Source organism: Pseudomonas sp. Pse35 (assembly GCF_024519715.1).
Lineage (GTDB): Bacteria > Pseudomonadota > Gammaproteobacteria > Pseudomonadales > Pseudomonadaceae > Aquipseudomonas > Aquipseudomonas paracarnis.
In genome coordinates this window covers 63,300-83,426 of the sequence record NZ_JALJRP010000007.1, presented here as the reverse complement: position 1 = coordinate 83,426, position 20,127 = coordinate 63,300, and the positions used below count along the sequence as shown (strand labels likewise).

Here is a 20,127-nt window from a genome sequence, read left to right as displayed (position 1 = left end):
CATTCCAAACCCAGGTCGGTCCTCATGCAGTGCCTGCGTTTCACCTTGCTGTTTTGCGCGTTGCTCCTTGCACCGCCTGCCTTCGCCGCCACCGTACTGGAAAACGCCTTGTGGCGCGTCGAACTCGACCCCGCCACCCTGGCGCTGCGCGTGACACCCGCAGGCCAGGCTTCGGTGCAGGCATCCAGCGGTGTGGCCTCGCATGCCGTCAGCCAATTGCAGAACAAGCCTGATCAAGCCACTTGGCAATGGGACAACGGCGCCTATCGCCTGACCGCCCGCCTGCAACAGCGCGACCTGGCCTTGACCATCAACGCCCGCGAGCCCGGTGAACTGGCCCTGCTGCGCCAGCCTGCCGAGGCCATGGGGCGAGGGTTGATCTGGCCCTTGGCCGAGGGGCATTACGTGCCTGCCGGCAATGCCATCTGGAAGACGTTTCTGCTGGAGCGGGGCGAGTTCAATACCACCCAGGACCTGAGCCTGCCGCTGTGGGGCGTGGATCACGGTGGCTTCACCTTGAGCTGGCTGTTGACCAACCCCTACAACAACCGCCTGCAATGGCAAGCCGACGGCAACGGCCTGGCCCTCTCCGCGGCCCATGAATTCACCTCGCTGGCGCCTGATGCGCCGATGACGCTGCGGCTGTACCTGGGCGATGCCGACCCATTGGCTGGTGCCAAGCGCTACCGCCAGTGGCTGGTGGAGCAGGGCCGCTATGAGCCGTTGGCGGACAAACTGCGGCAAACACCCGAAGCCCAGAAACTGCTGGGCGCCAGCCATGTGTACCTCTGGGACAACGGCCTGCTGGCTTTGGGCGATGTGCGTGATTGGCCAAGACTGATCCAACGGCTGCGCAGCCATGAACTCAAGAGCCTGATGGACAAAGAGAGCGCACAGCTGCTGGCGCAGTCCGCTGCACTGAATCGCTATGAACAAACCGTGCTCCTTCGCGGCCTCAACGCGGCGATCAACACCAAGGCCCGGCAGGCCTGGCAAGTGCAAGAGCCAGACATGACCCGCCTTGCCGCCCGTTATGGTGAGCTGCGCAGTGAACTGGCCGTGGACTTTGCGGGAGCCTTGAGTGACAGCCCGCAGACCTGGGGCAGTAGCACCATTCAAACCCTGCGCGACGCCGGGCTGCAGCGTCTGCTGCTGACCTTGGGCGAAGGTTGGGAGGGTGGCCTCTGGCATCCCGAGGCGATTCGCGCGGGGGTGGAAGCCGGTTTTCTGATGGCGCCTTACGACTCCTATGAAACGGCCCTGTCCGCCACGGAAAACCCCGATTGGACCACTGCCCACCTGGGCGCCAAGGCCTACCGCGACTGCGCGATCGTGTTGAAAGACGGCAAGCTGAAAACCGGTTTCCAGAAGTCCGGCCACTACACGGATCCACGTTGTGTGCGGCCGCTGCTGGAGGCACGGGTGAAGGCAGTACACGCGAAGACTGGCTTCAATGCCTGGTTTCTCGATGCCTACGCCACCAGCATGTTGTTCGACAGCTATCGCAGCAACGCCAGCATGACTCAGGCACAAAACGCCGAAGGCAATATCGATGCTTCCCGCTGGATCAACACCGTGCCGAAGCTGGTCACAGGCTCCGAAGACGGCAACGCGATCACTGCCCAAGGCATCCTGTTTGCCCACGGCATGCAGACCCCGGTGATCGGCTGGGGTGACCGCGAGATGACCCAGGACCCGCAGTCGCCGTACTTCGTAGGCAACTGGTACCCCACGGAGCAACCGGCGGTGTTCTTCAAATCAGTGCCGTTGAAGGAGCCGTTTCGCACGCTGTATTTCGAACCGACGATGCGCCTGCCGTTGTATCAGGCGGTGTTCCACGGCTCGGTGATCACCACCCATCATTGGCTGTTCGACAGCCTCAAACTGAGCAATGTGCAGGGCGACAATGAACTGACCCAACTGCTCTACAACGTGCCGCCGCTGTACCACCTCAGTGCTGCGACGCTCAAGGCGCGGCTGCCGATTATTCAGCGCCAGGACCGCTTCTTCCGGCCGTTGCACCAGCGCTTGGCGACCCAGGAAATGACTGGTTTCCGTTGGCTGACGGTGGACAAACAGCTGCAGCAAACCACCTTCGCCGATGGGACGCGGCTGGTGGCGAATTTCTCGGCGGTGGAAAAACAGGGGTATGCCGGGCGCAGTGTGACGGTGCTTGTGGAGGGGGAGGAGCCGGTGGTGTATCAGGTGAAATAACGCTGCCCGTTACGGCGCCATCGCGGGCAAGCCCGCTCCCACAGGGGAATGCATTCCAAAGGTGGGAGCTGGCTTGCCTGCGATGAGGCAGGTACAGGCGATGCAGTACTAAAGTTTACGCCACACACTCGCCAACCAAGGCTGCTGTTCCCGCGGCAACCCGGCCGGCCGGTAGTAATGCTCCAACTCTTCAAACCCTGCCGCGGTCAGCAAGGCCTGCCACGCCTGCAGGTCGTGATAAGAGCCATACCGCGGCCCATTCCAGCCCTCTTGGTTCTCACCCCGAGGGTTGGAGCTGAACAGCACGCCCCCAGGCTTCAACGCGCCGTGCAGCTCTTTGAGCACTCGGGGCAACTCCTGCTTGGGAATATGAAACAGCACAGCATTGGCAAACACCCCATCGAAGCGTTCGGCGGGCAGGTCCAGCTTGAGAAAGTCCTGCTGCAGCACCTCACAGCCGCTGTCTTCGCGGGCCATCTGCGCAAAACGCTCGGAGCCATCCAGGCCAACGGCGATATGCCCCATGCGCGTAAACGTCTGCAAATCCCGCCCTGGCCCACAGCCGAAATCCAGCACAGTGAATGGCGGCGTGCCCTGGATATGCCGCAGCAGCGCGTCGATGTTCTGGCTCACATCGTGATCGCGGGTGCCTTCACGGAAGTCTTCGGCCACCTTGTTGTAGTGGCCCAGGGTGGTGGAGGTGATCTGGTTGAGGTCGTCGGGAGCAAGTTTCATGGCATGGCGCACGGCTGCGGCTGAGGTAGGGGGACTATACCCCGGCCCATTCATCAGTTGAAAACCGTGTATCCGCTGTAGGGCACTTCACGGCGGTCGCAGTGCGCGCATCCGACAGACCGCCACGGGAAATTGTGGGTAAGATTCGGCCCTCATTTGCAGAGGGCTACACATCCATGGAAGAGGAAAAACGTTCACCCGTTGGCAGCGACACCGCAGCGAACAAGGTCGTCCAATACGCCACAAGTTTGAGCAATGGGCTGTTCTGGCTCAATGAGCGTGCCTGGCCGCTGACGGTGGGGATTCTCTCGGTGGCTGGCTTGTACCTGTACCAGTACATCCAGGTCGAACAGGTACCGCTGAGTATCTTGTCGGCGTCGGCGTTCACTGCCTTGCCGGCGATGTTCGCCATGTTGGTATTTGTGATCGGCATGATGGGCGCGTCGATCCTGATCCCTACCTTCATCTTGTTCACGCGCCTGAACTGCGCGGGTGTGCGCCTGAGTGATCAACTCAATCTCCGCCCGCAGTCGCCCCAAGAGACGGCCCAGCATAGGCGCTTATTGGGGCATTGGACTGTCAGTCTGGTCGTAATGGGTGTTTTCTGGATGTCCGCTGTATACCTGTCTGTGAACGCCGAAAGTGGGTTTTGGCTGACCTTCAGCTGGATCGTCGCATTCATGGCGGCGATAGTGGCCTATGTCGGCATCATCATTCGTGCCCGGCCCGCCGATGTTGCCCTGCGTGAGTTGTCCGGCGAGTTCTGGCTGGCCAGTGCTGGCGCCGGGGTCGTTCAAATGGTGGTCATTCTGATGGTGACGGTGCCGGTCTCCCGCGCCTTCAGCGAGTACTCCGACAGCGCCGTGTTCTTTGCGCCGTTCATGGCCGCCGAAATGGCCGTGCTGTTCCTGATCCAGGGGAGCGCCGCCTGCTTGGTGGTGCGCATGCGCGTCCAGAAAAACCCGGTGGCGTTCGCCTCATTGGTGGCCTTTGCGCTCATCGTTTTACTCGGGCTGATCCCGGCGAGCGGGGCCAAGTTGGGTGGCCTGCCGCTGCAAGGCTCCGCCTCGGGAGGGCGCGTTTGTACGTTGATGACCTGGGCGGCAGAGGCCAAGGTCCCCGGCGCGCTGGTAGACACCGACAACCCCAAGCGCAGCGTAAAACTGCGAGTGATGGCCGACTCGGATGGCAGCTACATCGTGCGGCCCTGGCAGGCCAAGGAAAAAACCATCACCTTCGTGCCCCGTGCCAGCGTTGCCCAACTGGATGAGTGCCCGTGACGTCAGCGCTTGTTCAATACCCGCGCCAATCGGTCCCCGCTCAGCTGGATCACCGCTACCAGCACCACCAGCAGCACAATCACCGTGAGCATGATCTGCGTATCGAAGCGCTGGTAGCCATAGCGGTAGGCAATATCGCCCAGGCCACCGGCGCCGATCGCCCCGGCCATGGCCGATGAGTTGATCATGGTCACCAGGGTGATGGTGAAGCCGCCGACGATGCCGGGTAACGCCTCTGGCAACAGCACATGCCAGATGATGTGCCAGCGACGGCAACCCATGGCCTGCGCGGCTTCGATCAGGCCATGGTCGACCTCGCGCAAGCTCACTTCAGCGATGCGTGCAAAGAACGGCGTGGCGGCGATGGTCAGCGGTACCACTGCCGCCCAGACGCCATAGGTGGTGCCGACGATCAGGCGCGTGAACGGGATGAGCGCCACCATCAGGATCAGAAACGGAATGGAGCGGAACAGATTCACGAACGCTCCCAGCACGCGGTTAAGGGCCGGTGCCTGGTAGATGCCGCCCTTGTCGCTGGTGACCAGGAAGACCGCCAGCGGAATGCCCACCAGCAGCGCGATCAGCGACGACACCCCCACCATCAACAAGGTGTCGATGGCGCCCTGCACTAAACGATCAAACCACATAGCCCAGCACCTCCACCTGTTGTGCCCAATTGGCCGCGCGTTTGCGCAGTTCTTCGGCGTTGTGCGGCGATCCATTCACCGCCAGCAGCAGTTGCCCCAAGGCATGCCCCTGGATGCGTTCCACGCCGCCTTGCAGTAAACGCACACGGCCGCCGAGGGCACTGAACAGTGCCGCGAGGTCTGGCTCCAGGGTGTCGCTGCCGGTGAACTGCAGGCGCAGTACCAGTGCGGCGTCGGCCGAGGCTGGCGTGGGTTGCAGGCGGCTTTGCAACTCTGGCGGCAAGCCGTGTTGCAGCGGTGCGAGCAGGGTCTTGCTGACCTCATGTTGCGGATCGCCAAACACCTGCCACACCGGGCCTTGCTCGACGATACGCCCGTGCTCCAGCACCACCACGCGGTCGCAGATGTCGCGGATCACCGCCATCTCATGGGTAATCAGCACGATGGTCAGGCCCAGGCGCTGGTTGATCTCGCGCAGCAGGCCGAGGATCGACTGGGTGGTTTCCGGGTCGAGGGCCGAGGTGGCTTCGTCGCACAGCAGAATCTCGGGGTCGTGCACCAGCGCGCGGGCGATGCCGACGCGCTGTTTCTGCCCGCCGGACAGCTGCGCCGGGTACGCCTTGTGTTTGTCTTGCAGGCCTACCAGCTCCAGCAGTTCATGCACCTTTCGTGCGCGTTGTGCCTGGGGTACGCCGGCGACCTTGAGCGGCAACTCGACGTTCTGCCACACAGTCTTGGCCGACATCAGGTTGAAGTGCTGGAAGATCATGCCGATGCGTCGCCGCAGCGCCACCAGGTGGTCTTCATCGAAGCTGCCGATGTCCACCTGGTCGATCAGCACCCGTCCGCTGCTGGGTTGTTCCAGGCGGTTGATGGTGCGGATCAGCGATGACTTGCCGGCGCCGCTGCGGCCGATGATGCCGAACACTTCGCCACGCTGGATCGCCAGGTCAATGCCTTGCAGCGCATGCACCGTGCCGTCATAGGTTTTGCCCAGGTTGATGAACCGCACATGGGCGCGGTTCAAGTCCGGGTGCAGTTCAGTCTGTTCGGCGTGGCTGGGCGCAGGGGCCAGATCGTGCAATCGGGCGTTGGCGGCACTCATGGTTTAGCTTCCCAACCGACCTGGTAGAGCTTGCCGAGGGACTTGTCCAAGGCCGCACGCACCACCGGCGAGTGTTGGTAGATATCGACGAACTTGATCACCCGTGGGTCGGTTTTGCTCTTGGGCTGGATGACGAACTGAATCACGTATTCCGGGTGGTCGAGGCCGTCGAACAGCAGCGCCGACTCGGCATCGAAGGTCTTGGACAGGCGGATGTACGCCGGGTAGCCCTGGACCAGATCAGCGTCGTCATAGGCGCGCACCAGTTGCACCGCTTCCACTTGCAGGATCTTGATGTTTTTCGGGTTGGCGACGATGTCTTCTTCGGTGGCTTTGTAGCCCACGCCCGGCTTGAGGGTGATCAGCCCGGCCTTGGCCAGCAGTTGCAGGCCGCGACCGCTGTTGATCGGGTCGTTGGCAATCGCCACGCTGGCGCCTGCGGGCAGTTCGTTGAAGTTTTTGTACTTTTTCGAATACAGCCCGACGTTATTGATGATGCCTGGCGCATACGGCACCAGGTCAAACCCGGCGGCGGCCTTGGCGTTTTCCAGGAAGGGGATGTGCTGAAAGTAGTTCACGTCGATATCGCCGGCGGCGAGGCTGACGTTGGGCGCGATCCAGTCGGTGAACTCCACCAGTTCGACCTTCAGGCCCTGCTTGCCGGCCTCTTCTACGGCGGCTTCCAGCGGAATGGCGAAGGCAGCGGTGGTGCCGATTTTCAACGGGGCGTCGGCGGCAAATACCGCCGAGCTGAATAAGCCGAAGGCCAGGGCCAGTGCTTTGACTGGGTGGTTTAGGAATGTCTTTTTCATAATGGTTTTCCAGTCATAAGGTCTTAGGTAGCGAGATCGTTCCCACGCTCCGCGTGGTAATGCAGCCAGGGACGCTCCGCGTCCCACAAGCGAACGCAGAGCGTCCAAGAGGCATTCCCACGCGGAGCGTGGGAACGATCAAACAATGTGGCGGTAGGTAGAGCCGGTGTGTTGGCTGGGTAAGCGAGCCGTGTCGTGGAAGACTTTTTCCCGCAGCGTTCCCTGCGCATATTCCGTCTTGTACGAGCCCCGTCGTTGTAGCTCCGGTATCACCAGCTCAATGAAATCCACATAGCTCTCCGGCGTCACAATGCGCGTCAGGTTGAAACCATCCAGCCCGGTTTCGCTGATCCAGGATTCCAGCTCATCGGCCACCTGTTCAGGCGAGCCCACCAGGGTGATATAGCGCCCGCCCAAGGCGTGCTGTTCAAGCAATTTGCGCCGGGTCCAGTCGTTGTTCTGCAGGTTCTGGGTGGCCGACTGGATCGCGTTGCTTTTGACGTACTGGATCGGTTCGTCCAACGCGTACTGGGCAAAATCAATCCCGGTCGAGGCCGAGAAGTGCGCCACGCCGGCTTCCGCGCTGGCGTAGCTGAGGTACTCGGCGTGCTTGTTCCAGGCCAACGCTTCAGTGGCGCCAACGATGACGTTAAGGCCCATGAACACCTTGATGTCGTCCGGGTTGCGCCCAGCCTCCACTGCGCTGGCGCGCACCTTGTCCACCTGGCGTTTGGTCGCTGCTTTGTTTTGCCCGCTGATAAACACGCACTCGGCATGCCGCCCGGCGAACAGCAAGCCGCGCTCGGAACTGCCGGCCTGGAACAGCACCGGCGTGCGCTGCGGCGAGGGCTCGCACAGGTGGTAACCCTCCACCTGATAGAACTCGCCGTGGTGCTCTACCTTGTGCACCTTGCCCGGTTGCGCATACACCCGCGCTTGGCGATCGTTGCGCACCGCGTCGTCTTCCCAGCTGCCTTCCCAGAGCTTGTACAACACCTGCAGGTATTCATCGGCCTGGTCGTAGCGCTGGTCATGCTCGACCTGTTCGGTAAGGCCCATGGCCTTGGCGGCGCTGTCGAGGTAGCCGGTGACAATGTTCCAACCCACCCGGCCACGGCTCAGGTGATCCAGCGTCGACATGCGCCGTGCGAACAGGTACGGCGGCTCATAGGTGAGGTTGGCGGTAAGGCCGAAGCCAAGGTGCTGGGTGACGGCGGCCATGGCCGACACCAGCAGCAGCGGGTCGTTGACCGGTAGCTGGATCGACTCCTGGAGCGGCACGTCAATGGAGTCCTGATAGACGTCATACACGCCGACGATATCAGCGATGAACAAACCGTCGAACAACCCGCGTTCAAGGATCTTCGCCAGTTCAGTCCAGTATTCGAGGGTCTTGTACTCGGTCGAGTTGTCTCGTGGATGAGCCCACAAACCGTGATTGATGTGCCCGATGCAGTTCATGTTGAAAGCATTGAGCAGGATCTTTTTTTTGCTCATCAGATGGTCCCCCGCAGCGGCGGGTTTTCATCGTTGAGGTAGTAGTTGCCAACCGCATGGTATTTCCAGCGCACCGGGTCGTGCAGGGTGTGCACCCGGGCGTTGCGCCAGTGGCGGTCCAGGCCGTGTTCGGCCAGGGTCGCCTGGCTGCCAGCCAGTTCGAACAGGGTGCTGCCGGCCGCCAGGGAGATCTCGGTGCTCAGAGCGCGTACTTCGGCAACGGCGATGGAGGCTGCGGCGACGGTCTGGGCATTGCTGTCGGCCTGGGCGCGGTCGAGGAATTCACCCGAGCGTTCCAGCAAGGCTTCGGCGGCGTGCAGCCGGCTGCTCAGGTGGCCGAAGCTCTTGAGTGTCAGCGGGTCTTCGGTGGCCTTGTCGTTGTCGGCGTCGATCCATGGGCGGGTCTTGGTGCGCACAAAATGCAAGGCGTCCTCAAAGGCCGCGCGGGCGATGCCGGTGTCGATGGCTGCGTGGAGGATCTGCGCCAGCGGGCCGACGGTGGTCGGGCGTTCGAAAGCGCTCTGGAACGGCACCACGTCTTGCGCCGCGACCCACACGTTGTCGAACACTACCGAGCCGCTGCCGGTAGTGCGCTGGCCGAAGCCGCTCCAGTCGTCGATCACCGTCAGTCCCTCGCTGTCACGCGGTACGAAGGCCAGTTGCTGCACGCCATTTGCATCCACCACCGAAGTGGGGACGCGCTGGGCGTAGATCGCGCCGGTGGCGTAGAACTTGCGCCCGTTGATGCGAAAACCGTCGCCGTCGCGGGTGAGGCTGGTAATGCGGTCGTGGGCGGTCTTGGTGCCCAGCTCCGCCAAGGCGTTGCCAAAGCGTTGGCCGGCCAACACCTCGGCGTACAGGCGTTGCTGCTGTTCGGGGCTGCCGTTCACGCGCAGTACTTCGAGGGCATAGAAATGGTTTTGCGGAATCTGGCCCAACGAGCCATCGGCCTGGGCGATCAATGCGATGACCTTGGCCAGGGTGACGTTGGACACGCCCGCGCCGCCGTAGGCCTTGGGCACGCTGATGCCCCACAGGCCAGAGCGGGAAAACACGTCCAGTTCAGGCAATGGCAGGCGGCGTTCGCGGTCGCGCTGGGCGCTGTCGCGGCGCAAGTCTTCAGCAAGATCGCTGGCGACAATAAGCGCTTGTTCGTCGCTGGTGATGACCGCGACGGAGTGAGAAAGGGTCATGAGTTTCTCCAGAAGCTCGTGGAAAAAGTGTTCTGGTTGGTTAAATCCAGGAATGACGAGCCGGCAAGGTGCCGTTGAGTCGATAGGCGCCGATGGCGTGGTACTTCCAGCGCACCGGGTCGTGCAGGGTGTGCACCCGGGCGTTGCGCCAGTGACGGTCAAGGTTGAATTCGGCCAGGGTGGCGCGGCTGCCGGCCAGTTCAAAGAGCTTCTCGGTGACTTGTAACGCCACTTCGGTGGTCAGCACCTTGGCCTCGGCCACGGCAATCGAGGCGTGGGCGGCGGACTGCGCGGTGATCGGCGCGGCGCTGACATGGTCAAGCACCTGGCCGGCCTTGCGCAGCAGGGCTTCGGCGGCGTGCAGTTCGATCTTCAGCTTGCCGATATCGGCGATCACATACAGGTCGTCGCTGGCTCGCTCGACCTTGGCGTCGATCCACGGGCGCGAACGCTCACGCACGAAGGCGATGGCATCGTCGAGGGCGCCTCGGGCGATGCCGGCGTCGATGGCGGCCTGGATCAGCTGCGACACGGCCCCCTGGATATTCGGGCTCTCGCCCAGGCGCCAGTTGTCGATGACCAGTTCCGGCTCCACGGCCACGCGATCAAGCAAGACGGTGCCGCTGGCGGTGGTGCGTTGGCCAAAGCCCGACCAGTCATCGACGATGCGCAGACCCTCGCTGCCGCGACGCACAAAGGCCATGACCTGCTTGCCGTCATCGTTCAGGGCCTTGATTGCCACCCAGTGAGCGAACAGGGCGCCGGTGGAGTAGAACTTCTGGCCGCTGACCACGTACCCATCACCTTCGGCCGTAAGGCGTGCCTTGAGCTCCAGGGTATTTTTGGTGCCGCGTTCCGGGCCGCCGTTGCCGATGCGCCAGCCGTCGAGCACGCTCTGGAACAGCTGCTTTTTCTGACGCTCGGTCGCGGTGCCCTGCAATACGTGCAAGATGCCGAAATGGTTCTGCGGGATCTGCCCGAGTGCCGGGTCGGCTGCGCTGATGATCGCGAAGACTTCGGCCAGGGTCACAAACGACACCTGTGGGCCGCCGTATTCACGGGGAATGGAAATACTGCCCAAGCCGCTGCGGGTGAACTGTTCGAGCTGCGCCCAGGGCAGTTTGCGTTGCTGGTCGCGCTGGGCGGCGTGCAGGCGTGCAGCCTGGGCCAGTTCGCGGGCTGCACTCAGTGCCTGAGCGTCGTTGCGCAACACCGTGGCGGGCAACAGCAGGGGGGCTACATCCAGATCACTCTGGGGGGGTGTTAGAGCCAAGTTAGACATCAGCGCCGCTCCTTGGCTGCACGCAATGCCCTGGCGTTGCGCACCGGGGTAATTCTGACCATACCGACCTCGCATTCAATGAAATAAACAGAAAAATCAGGAATGTCCGGTGGTCCGGTGCATATACCCTAAGCGTGTTAATTATTTAAATAAACTAACTTTTAGGAATATGCATAGAAGGGCTGTCACCCCGGTTCACAGGGTGAACCGAAGCGACGCGGTTGATAGCCCGGTGCGGGCGAGGCAATGCGGGGCGGTGTGCAGGCGGCGATGCGCAGCGTGCGGGCGGGCGCCCAGCGGGAGTTGTTACCCACGCGGTCGAGAATGCAGTAGGTGACTTCCAACCGGCAGTCGTCGCCGGCTTCGACAATCACGTGGGGCGGCACCCACACCTGCACCGCCAGGCCGACGCTGTTGGCTTGGATGCGGGGCAGGTCCAAGCGTACATCGCCCCAGCGCAACGTAATGGCATCGCCCGTGCTCATGTTCAGGTAAGGCTCGATGGTCAGCGGAATGCCGCGCCTTACCTGGCTGCTGTTGACGCCGTGGCGGCGAATCGTCTCGGGCAAGTTCACGGGCGCCAGATTCTGGTTTTCAGTGTCGCCTTCAGGGTTCAGGCGCGGCGAAGGCTGACCGCCCGGATAGCTGGTCTTGACCCGCACCAGCGTCACCGCCGAGCGCATCGGGCCATGGCCGATCTGCAAGACCTGGTAATGGACGCGTGCCGGTCCGTCCTGCACAAAGCTCTGCGGTACGCATAAGTGGGTACACGTGCCGATCCTGCAGGCCGTCACCTTGCGCGAGGCGGCGAAGCAGTTGTTCCAGAACAGTTCGATCAGGTCGCCTTCTTCCATGCTCGGGTAGGGTGAAATGTCGACCTGCAAGTGGGCGGAGGCCAGGGCGCTGATGCCGTTTCCAATAGCCTGGGGAAGCCTTGGGGCACTGAGCGTGGCCGGGGTTTGAGTGTGTGTCATAAGTAATCTCCTTGATGCAGCCAGCAGCAATCGTTCCGAAACCTGGACGCACAGGCGCAAGGGGGTTCGAAAGGCACGATTCAGTCAGTAGCCGGGATAGGATCCAATCCTTAAGGCGCTAGATAAGAGGGTTGGCCAAGGAGCGTCAATGGAGGCAAAGGGCTAAACGGCGGGTTTGGCGAGATTCAGACGGGTCTGACGAGGAGGGGGATTTTAAGGCGCTTGCGACGGGGGCTTTTACACGCTCAACCTGCAACCCGTTGTAGGAGCGAGCTTGCTCGCGAAGAACGCCCAGGCAACTCGGTCAATCTGATTCACCGCGTTATCGTTAACGTTCTTCGCGAGCAAGCTCGCTCCTACACTGGGAGGCGTCAGTGGGCGAGGAATTTGCTCAGGAACTGCTTGGTACGTTCTTCCCTGGGGTTGGCAAACAGCGCCTTGGCTTCGCCCTGTTCGACGATCACGCCCTTGTCGAAAAAGATCACCCGGTTGGCCACATCACGGGCAAAGCTCATCTCGTGGGTGACGATGACCATGGTGCGGTTTTCTTCGGCCAGGCTGCGAATGGTCGCCAGGACTTCGCCCACCAGTTCCGGGTCGAGGGCCGAGGTGGGTTCGTCGAACAGGATCACCTCCGGCTCCATGGCCAATGCGCGGGCAATCGCCACACGCTGTTGCTGGCCGCCGGACAGGCGCCGCGGGTACGACGCTTCCTTGCCCGCCAGGCCGACCCTTGCCAACAGCTTGCGCCCCAGTTCGGCCGCCGCTTCCCGTGGCATCTTCTTGACCACAATCGGGCCTTCGATGACGTTTTCCAGCGCGGTGCGGTGGGGGAACAGGTTGAAGTTCTGGAACACAAAGCCCACATGCTGGCGCAGGCGCCGCACCAGGCCCTGTTGCTGGTTGAGCGGCCTGCTGCTGTCGATCTCGATGTCACCCACCTTGATACGGCCGCTGGTGGGTTCTTCGAGGAAGTTCAGGCAGCGCAGGAAGGTGGTCTTGCCCGAACCGCTGGGGCCGATGATGGCGACCACTTCGCCTTCCTTGACCTCAAGGTCGATGCCGTTGAGTACCACCTGGCCGTTGAATTGCTTGGTCAGTTTTTCAACCACGATCATGCTTCAAGACTCCAGGTCATGCCGGTTGACCCGGTCTTCCAGACGATTTTGCAGATGCGCCAGGATGCTCGCCAGGATCCAGTAGATCAGGGCCGCGGACAGATACATGGTGAAAATTTCGAAGGTACGTGCCGACACCAGTTGGGCCTGGCGGAACAGCTCGGGCACCTGGATGGTGGCGGCCAGCGCCGTGTCCTTGACCAGTGAAATAAAGCTGTTACCCAAAGGCGGCAACGCCGTGCGCATCGCCTGGGGCAGGATGGCCCTGCGCAACGTCTGCGCACGGGTCATACCGATACTGGCAGCAGCTTCCCACTGGCCACGCTCGATGGAGGCGATGGCGGCCCGCAGGATTTCACACGCATAGGCAGCCATGTTCAGCGAAAAGCCGATCATGGCGGCCGGGATCGGGTCCAGCTCGATGCCCACTTGCGGCAAGCCGTAGTAGATCAGGAACAGCTGCACCAGCAACGGCGTGCCGCGAAAGAACGACACGTAGACCCGGGCGGTCCAGCTCAAGAGCTTGAAGCGCGAGAGGCGCATCAAGGCCAGGCCGAAGCCCAGCAGCAGGCCGAAAAACATCCCGCCCAGGCTGAGGATTACCGTGTAGTACGCGCCCTTGAGCAGAAAGGGCGCGGAGTCCAGCGCGAGTTGGAAACCTGCTTCCATTATTGCGTGACGTCAGCGTTGAAGTACTTCTCGGACAGCGTCTTCAACGTGCCGTCGGCGCGCAGTTTGTCCAGAGCCTTGTTCACCGCATCGAGCAGCTCGGGCTCACCTTTGCGCAGGGCGATACCGGATTCCTGACGGGAGAAGGCGTCGCCGGCAGCGGCGGTGTCGGGGGCTTTCTTGGCGTATTCCAGGGCGGCCAGGCGGTCGATCAGGATGGCGTCGATACGACCGATGCGCAGGTCCTGGAACTTGGTCGGGTCGTCGTTGTAGGTCTTGATAATGGCTTTTGGTTGGTTGTCCTTGAGCCATTGTTCGTAGTTGGTGCCCAGGCCCACACCGACTTTCTTGCCGGCCAGGTCGTCGGCTTTCTTGATCGAGTCGACGTTCTTTTTCAGCACCAGCGCCTGGATGCCGGACACGGTGTAAGGCTTGGAGAAGTCATACTTTTTCTTGCGCTCTTCGGAGATGGTCACCTGGTTGACCACGGCGTCCAGGCGCTTGGATTCCAGCGCGGCGAGGATGCCGTCCCAAGGGGTGGCTTGCAGCTTGACCTTGACACCCAGCTCCTTGGCCAGCGCCTCGGACAGTTCCACTTCGAAACCGCTGAGCTTGCCGCTTTCATCGACAAAGCTGAACGGCGGGTAGGTGCCTTCCAGGCCGATCTTGATCTCGCCGGCCTTCTTGATGGTGTTCAATTGCTCGCCGGCAACCGCCTGGCCCAACCAGCCAGCGCCAAGCGCGAGGCCCAAAGTGCCAACCAACAGCGTGCGACGAAATGCAGAAATAGTCATGGAGAGCCCCTGTGTTTTTTATGGTGAGCGAAGCAGGTGACGCGGTAGTCGTATCCTGCCCTAAAGCGCGAAGCGCGTCTTCGCCTTCGGCGCGATGATAAGGTGGGTTTTTAAGTCTTGAAAATAATAAAAATACCATTTCATATTCTTTTTAGAAATATGTACAGCTCCCACATCGACAGTATTCAATCAGTTGAATACTGAGTCATAGGCAAACAATGCCGGCGCGCCACCGGTATGCAGGAAAATGATCGGCCCCTCTTCAAAGCGCTGGCGCCCGATGCCGTCGAGCAAACCGGCCATGGCCTTGCCGGTATACACCGGGTCCAGCAACAGACCTTCCTGGCTGGCCAAAAGTTTGATCGCCGAGAGGGTGCCAGCGTTTGGCTCGCCATACCGCGGCCCGAAATACTCGTCCCACAGGGTAACCTTGAAGGCGTCGGGCATAGCCACACCGAGCAACTCGGCGGTGCGTTCGGCCAGGCCCTGCACTTTCGGGAATTGCGCTTGCTCGGTGCGCGACACCGTGATGCCGATCACCGGCAACTGCGGCAGTGCTTCGCTCAAGGCCAGGGCCAGGCCGCTGTGGGTACCCGCACTGCCAGAGGCGAGCACCACGGCGGCGAATTGAATGCCGCTGTCTTCAATCTGCGCGGCCAACTCCAGCCCGGCGCGCACGTAGCCCAGCGCGCCGAGTGCATTGGACCCGCCGATAGGCACCAGGTACGGCTTCTTGCCGTTACTGCGCAGGCGGTCGGCGAGGGCGTTGAGTTGGTCGTCGGCGTTGTCGAGGTTTTCCACCAACTCCACTTTGGCGTCGAACAGCTCCAGCAGCAGGCGATTGCCGTTGCCCAGGTAGTTGGGGTCGTCGGTGCCGGTAGGGTTTTCCAGCAGGGCAACACAGCCCAGGCCAAGCCTGGCGGCGAGCGCGGCGGTCTGGCGAACATGGTTGGACTGGATCGCGCCGGCGGTGACCAGGGTGTCGGCGCCCTGGGCGATGGCGTCGGCGGCCAGGTATTCGAGTTTGCGCAGCTTGTTGCCGCCCATGGCCAGCGGCGTGGTGTCATCACGTTTGACGTAGATGTCCCTGCCCAGCCAAGCCGACAGCCGCTCGAGCTTTTCCAGGGCCGTGGCACTGCCCAGTAGTTCCAGACGGTTAAAACGGTCGAGCTGTTGTTTGATCATGGTTACGCACGGTGGCTGAGTGATTGGGGGACTATAGGCAGGCACTTTTCATCGGGCAACCGCCAATCGCTTATGACGAAAGGTTCTTAGCTCCATACCATTGGTTCTTAAGAGCTGCCTGGGTGCATACCGTAAAGTGATGGCCATTTCGTCAGGAGTGAATACCGTGAGTGAGCGTTCCAGTCATTGGCAATTGCAGACCATCGTCAGCCAGCTGCGCGGCGCCCGCGACCAGTGGCGAACGCGCAATGGGCGCTTGAGTGGCGAGCATGGTGGCCGCGAGTTGCCGTCCCGCGAGGCGGTGGCACAAATTCTTGAGGCCTTGTGCGGCGCTCTGTTTCCGATGCGCCTGGGCCCTGCGGACTTGCGCGAAGAAAGCGAAGACTTCTACGTGGGCCATACCCTCGACGTCGCGCTCAACGCCTTGCTCGCCCAGGCGCGCCTGGAGTTGCGCTATGCCGCGCGCCAGAGCGGTGAGGACGACAGCGAAGTCAACGCCCACGCCATTCGCCTGATCCAGGATTTCGCGCTGGCGTTGCCATCCTTGCGCAGCCTGCTGGACACCGACGTACTGGCCGCCTACCACGGCGACCCGGCCGCACGCAGTGTGGATGAGGTGCTGTTGTGCTACCCGGGCATCCTGGCGGTGATCCATCATCGCCTGGCCCACCACCTGTACCGCGCCGGCCTGCCGCTGCTGGCGCGGATCAGTGCGGAAATCGCCCACTCGGCCACCGGTATTGATATCCACCCCGGCGCACAGATCGGCCCGAGTTTCTTTATCGACCACGGCACAGGCGTGGTGATTGGCGAGACCGCGATCATCGGCGAGCGCGTGCGCATCTACCAGGCCGTGACATTGGGCGCCAAACGCTTTCCGGCGGATGAAGATGGGCAATTGCAGAAAGGCCACCCGCGTCACCCTATTGTTGAAGATGATGTGGTGATTTACGCCGGGGCGACGATCCTGGGGCGGATCACCATTGGCCAGGGTTCGACCATCGGCGGCAATGTGTGGCTGACCCGCAGCGTGCCGGCCGGGGCGAATATCACCCAGGCGAACTTGCAGCATGATGATGGGGCGCAGAAGTAATACCTGAGTCAAACGCCGGTCAGTGTGGGAGCTGGCTTGCCTGCGATAGCGGTGTATCAGTCAACAGATGGGTGGCTGACCCAGCGCTATCGCAGGCAAGCCAGCTCCCACATTTCGTATGTATTTCACCGTCGGGTTGCTGAACGATTCGTCTCCTTCACGCGTCATACCAATCCCTGAGCTAGTGTAGGAAACACCTACCACTCAGCCCTGCGATTAGTCCCAGACCGCCTATTCATGTTTAACTTGAACGTTCGTTCAAGTTAAACCGGTGGTTCGCTGCCCGCTCACAACAGGAGGCTTACCTTTGCTGAGTCCGTTTTTTACAGCCATATCCCGCAACCTTGAGGTGCATCGTTCATGAGTGCATCGTCCACCCCTTCCAGCGGCATGGTGCGCATGAATGCGCCCGTTTTCTATTTTGCCGCGACCGTCATCCTGCTGTTCGGCATCACGGTCATCGCTATCCCGCAACAGGCCGGTGCCTGGCTGCTGGCGGCGCAAAACTGGGCGGCCAATACGGTCGGCTGGTACTACATGCTGGCGATGACGCTGTATCTGGTCTTCGTGGTGGTCACCGCGCTATCGGGCTACGGCAAGATAAAACTCGGTGCCGACCACGACGAGCCCGAATTCAGTTACCTGTCCTGGGCTGGCATGTTGTTCGCCGCCGGGATCAGCATCACGCTGTTTTTCTTTTGCGTCTCGGAGCCGCTGACGCACCTGGTGCAGCCGCCCCAGGGCGAAGCAATGAACGCCGATGCGGCGCGCCAGGCCATGCAGGTGTTGTTCCTGCACTGGGGCCTGCATGGCTGGGGCGTGTTCGCGTTTGTCGGCATGGCCCTGGCGTATTTCGCCTACCGGCATAACCTGCCGCTGGCGTTGCGCTCGGCGCTGTACCCGCTGATCGGCAAGCGCATCAATGGCCCTATCGGTTACGCCGTGGATGGCTTTGGCATCATTGCCACGGTGTTCGGCCTGGGCGCCGACATGGGCTTTGGCGTACTGCACCTCAACTCTGGCCTGGACTACCTGTTTGGCATTGCCCATACCCAGTGGATCCAGGTGGGCCTGATCACTCTGATGATGGGCGCGGCGATCATCGTGGCCGTGGCCGGCGTCGACAAGGGCGTGCGGGTGATGTCCGACATCAACATGCTGCTGGCCTGTGCGCTGCTGCTGTTCGTGTTGTTCGCAGGGCCTACCCAGCACCTGCTCAACACCTTGATCCAGAACATCGGTGACTATCTGGGGGCGCTGCCCACCAAGAGTTTTGATGTATACGCCTACAACAAGCCGAGCGACTGGCTGGGCGGCTGGACGGTGTTCTATTGGGCCTGGTGGATCGCATGGTCGCCGTTCGTGGGCCTGTTTATCGCGCGTATTTCCCGTGGTCGTACCATCCGCGAGTTCGTGTTTGGCGTGCTGCTGATTCCACTGGGCTTCACCCTGGCGTGGATGTCGATCTTCGGTAACAGCGCCATCGACCAGGTGCTCAACCATGGCATGGCTGCACTGGGCCAGTCGGCGATCGATGACCCATCGATGAGCCTCTACCTGCTGCTGGAGACCTACCCGTGGAGCAAGACGGTGATCGCGGTCACGGTGTTCATCAGCTTTGTGTTCTTCGTGACCTCGGCGGACTCCGGCACGGTGGTGCTCTCTACCCTGTCGTCCAAAGGCGGCAACGCGGATGAAGATGGGCCGAAGTGGCTGCGTGTGTTCTGGGGCGCGATGACCGCCCTGGTCACCAGTGCGTTGCTGTTCGCCGGCAGTATCGACTCGCTCAAGTCTGCGGTGGTACTGACCTCGCTGCCGTTCTCGCTGATCCTGCTGCTGATGATGTGGGGGCTGCACAAGGCGTTCTACCTGGAGTCGCAAAAGCAGATCGCGCAGTTGCATTCCCTGGCACCGATCTCCGCTTCGCGCAAAGGCCGAGGCGGCTGGCGCCAGCGTTTGAGCCAGGCGGTGCATTTCCCATCCCGCGATGAGGTATACCGTTTCCTCGACACCACGGTGCGCCCGGCGATTGAAGAAGTGACCGCAGTGTTTGTCGAGAAGGGCCTTACGGTGGTGACCCAGCCCGACCCGTCCAACGACAGCGTCAGCCTCGAAATCGGCCATGGCGAAGAACGCCCGTTCATCTACCAGGTGCAGATGCGTGGCTATTTCACACCGTCGTTCGCCTTGGGCGGCATTGGCAAGAAAGAGATCAACAACCGCCGCTACTATCGGGCCGAAGTGCACTTGAGTGAGGGCAGCCAGGACTATGACCTGGTGGGCTACACCAAGGAGCAGATCATCAATGACATCCTCGACCAGTACGAGCGCCATCTGCAGTTCTTGCACATGGTGCGCTGATAGCGTTCCTCTCAAGTAGGTCTTTGCTGTAAAAGGAAGAGGCAGACTTAAGCGATTCAGCTGCTTAAAAGGCCCGGGTATATGCCTATTCCCGGGCCTTATTTGCCCTAGATCAAGAGAGGATTCGATGACGTACATTGCTGCCGAAAACCGCTATGAATCTATTCCTTATCGCCGCGTAGGCCGCAGTGGATTGGTGCTGCCGGCACTGTCCCTGGGGTTGTGGCACAACTTTGGCGACAGCACCCCGATCGACACCCAGCGCGCATTGCTGCGCACGGCGTTCGACCTGGGTATCAACCACTTCGACCTGGCCAACAACTACGGCCCACCCTACGGCAGCGCCGAGATCAATTTCGGTCGGTTGCTGCGCGAAGACTTCAAACACTATCGCGACGAATTGATCATCTCCAGCAAAGCCGGGTGGGACATGTGGCCCGGCCCTTACGGCCAGGGTGGCGGCTCGCGTAAATACGTATTGGCGAGCCTGGACCAGAGCCTGCAACGCCTGGGCGTCGATTATGTGGATATCTTCTACTCGCACCGCTTCGACCCCGAGACGCCCCTGGAAGAGACCGCCAGCGCCCTGGCCACCGCCGTGCAACAAGGCAAGGCGTTGTACATCGGTATCTCGTCTTACTCCGGGGTAAAAACCCGCGAAATCGCAGCGTTGCTCAATGAGTGGAAAGTGCCGTTGTTGATCCACCAGCCGGCCTACAACCTGCTCAACCGTTGGGTGGAAAAAGACCTGCTGGACACCACTGAAGAACTCGGCGCCGGGGTGATCGCCTTCACGCCGCTGGCCCAGGGTTTGTTGACCGATAAATACCTCAACGGGGTACCGGCCGATGCGCGGGTCAATCGTCCGGGTGGTGGCTCGTTGCAGGCCCAGCACCTGTCCGAAGCCAACATCGCCCATGTACGCGGCCTGAATGAAATCGCCAAACGCCGTGGCCAGAGCCTGGCCCAGTTGGCGCTGGCGTGGACGTTACGTGATCCACGGGTAACCAGTGCGCTGATCGGCGCAAGCCGGCCGGAGCAGATTATCGAGAACGTTGGGGCGTTGAAGAACTTGAGCTTCAGTGCTGAAGAACTGGCGGAAATTGATAGGTTTGCGCAGGAAGGTGGGATCAACCTGTGGGAAAAACCGTCCACTGCTGAATGACCT

The 20,127-nt window shown here is 61.5% G+C and carries 17 protein-coding genes; 5 read left to right on the top strand and 12 right to left on the bottom strand.

Going from position 1 to position 20,127, the window contains the following annotated elements; genetic code table 11:
- Positions 1-24: 24 nt before the first annotated feature.
- Positions 25-2,214, top strand: a complete 2,190-nt coding sequence (locus tag OC445_RS08805; RefSeq protein ID WP_198790436.1) for a glycoside hydrolase — start codon at positions 25-27, stop codon at positions 2,212-2,214.
- 108 nt (positions 2,215-2,322) lie between these two features.
- Here the strand turns inward: OC445_RS08805 and OC445_RS08800 are convergent, their stop codons facing one another.
- Positions 2,323-2,949, bottom strand: coding sequence for a class I SAM-dependent methyltransferase (locus OC445_RS08800; protein ID WP_060772801.1), 627 nt, complete (start codon positions 2,947-2,949; stop codon positions 2,323-2,325).
- A 176-nt stretch (positions 2,950-3,125) separates the two neighbouring features.
- Between OC445_RS08800 and OC445_RS08795 the strand changes: the two genes are divergently transcribed.
- The gene (locus tag OC445_RS08795; protein ID WP_198790437.1) at positions 3,126-4,229 is read left to right on the top strand and encodes a hypothetical protein; all 1,104 of its coding nucleotides are present in this window, start codon (positions 3,126-3,128) and stop codon (positions 4,227-4,229) included.
- Between the two features lie 2 nt (positions 4,230-4,231).
- On the opposite strand, the gene OC445_RS08790 is transcribed toward OC445_RS08795, so the two are convergent.
- From OC445_RS08790 to OC445_RS08740, 11 genes are all read right to left on the bottom strand, one after another.
- A complete protein-coding gene (locus OC445_RS08790; protein WP_003187635.1) occupies positions 4,232-4,876 on the bottom strand; it encodes a methionine ABC transporter permease in 645 nt (214 codons plus the stop codon).
- A complete protein-coding gene (locus tag OC445_RS08785; protein WP_060772800.1) occupies positions 4,866-5,981 on the bottom strand; it encodes a methionine ABC transporter ATP-binding protein in 1,116 nt (371 codons plus the stop codon). Before OC445_RS08785 ends, OC445_RS08790 begins: the two co-directional genes overlap by 11 nt.
- Positions 5,978-6,793, bottom strand: a complete 816-nt coding sequence (locus tag OC445_RS08780) for a MetQ/NlpA family ABC transporter substrate-binding protein (RefSeq protein ID WP_054896665.1) — start codon at positions 6,791-6,793, stop codon at positions 5,978-5,980. Before OC445_RS08780 ends, OC445_RS08785 begins: the two co-directional genes overlap by 4 nt.
- A gap of 138 nt (positions 6,794-6,931) precedes the next feature.
- Positions 6,932-8,290 carry an LLM class flavin-dependent oxidoreductase gene (locus tag OC445_RS08775; RefSeq protein ID WP_198790438.1) on the bottom strand — a complete coding sequence of 453 codons (1,359 nt, stop codon included), beginning with the start codon at positions 8,288-8,290 and terminating at the stop codon, positions 6,932-6,934.
- On the bottom strand, positions 8,290-9,483 hold the full coding sequence (locus OC445_RS08770) for an SfnB family sulfur acquisition oxidoreductase (protein ID WP_181124515.1): 1,194 nt from the start codon (positions 9,481-9,483) through the stop codon (positions 8,290-8,292). The genes OC445_RS08775 and OC445_RS08770 overlap by 1 nt, the downstream gene beginning before the upstream one ends.
- Before the next feature lie 40 nt (positions 9,484-9,523).
- Positions 9,524-10,765 carry an SfnB family sulfur acquisition oxidoreductase gene (locus OC445_RS08765; RefSeq protein ID WP_198790439.1) on the bottom strand — a complete coding sequence of 414 codons (1,242 nt, stop codon included), beginning with the start codon at positions 10,763-10,765 and terminating at the stop codon, positions 9,524-9,526.
- Between the two features lie 185 nt (positions 10,766-10,950).
- Positions 10,951-11,739: a hypothetical protein gene (locus tag OC445_RS08760; protein WP_198790440.1), complete on the bottom strand. Its 789-nt coding sequence runs from the start codon at positions 11,737-11,739 to the stop codon at positions 10,951-10,953.
- A gap of 371 nt (positions 11,740-12,110) precedes the next feature.
- On the bottom strand, positions 12,111-12,857 hold the full coding sequence (gene tcyN, locus OC445_RS08755) for an L-cystine ABC transporter ATP-binding protein TcyN (protein ID WP_014716461.1): 747 nt from the start codon (positions 12,855-12,857) through the stop codon (positions 12,111-12,113).
- 3 nt (positions 12,858-12,860) lie between these two features.
- Positions 12,861-13,526 carry a cystine ABC transporter permease gene (gene tcyL / locus OC445_RS08750; protein WP_003187646.1) on the bottom strand — a complete coding sequence of 222 codons (666 nt, stop codon included), beginning with the start codon at positions 13,524-13,526 and terminating at the stop codon, positions 12,861-12,863.
- Positions 13,526-14,320 carry a cystine ABC transporter substrate-binding protein gene (gene tcyJ / locus OC445_RS08745; RefSeq protein WP_014716462.1) on the bottom strand — a complete coding sequence of 265 codons (795 nt, stop codon included), beginning with the start codon at positions 14,318-14,320 and terminating at the stop codon, positions 13,526-13,528. Before tcyJ ends, tcyL begins: the two co-directional genes overlap by 1 nt.
- A gap of 189 nt (positions 14,321-14,509) precedes the next feature.
- The gene (locus tag OC445_RS08740; RefSeq protein WP_197881541.1) at positions 14,510-15,505 is read right to left on the bottom strand and encodes a D-cysteine desulfhydrase; all 996 of its coding nucleotides are present in this window, start codon (positions 15,503-15,505) and stop codon (positions 14,510-14,512) included.
- 166 nt (positions 15,506-15,671) lie between these two features.
- Here OC445_RS08740 and epsC point away from each other — a divergent pair, with 166 nt between their 5' ends.
- The 3 genes from epsC (at position 15,672) to mgrA (ending at position 20,124) form a co-directional block, all read left to right on the top strand.
- On the top strand, positions 15,672-16,598 hold the full coding sequence (gene epsC, locus OC445_RS08735) for a serine O-acetyltransferase EpsC (protein ID WP_014716464.1): 927 nt from the start codon (positions 15,672-15,674) through the stop codon (positions 16,596-16,598).
- Positions 16,599-16,997: 399 nt separating this feature from the next.
- Positions 16,998-18,959 (top strand): choline transporter BetT, encoded by a 1,962-nt coding sequence (gene betT, locus OC445_RS08730; RefSeq protein WP_167514232.1) that lies wholly within the window; start codon positions 16,998-17,000, stop codon positions 18,957-18,959.
- Between the two features lie 127 nt (positions 18,960-19,086).
- A complete protein-coding gene (mgrA, locus tag OC445_RS08725; protein ID WP_089042055.1) occupies positions 19,087-20,124 on the top strand; it encodes an L-glyceraldehyde 3-phosphate reductase in 1,038 nt (345 codons plus the stop codon).
- Positions 20,125-20,127 lie beyond the last annotated feature (3 nt).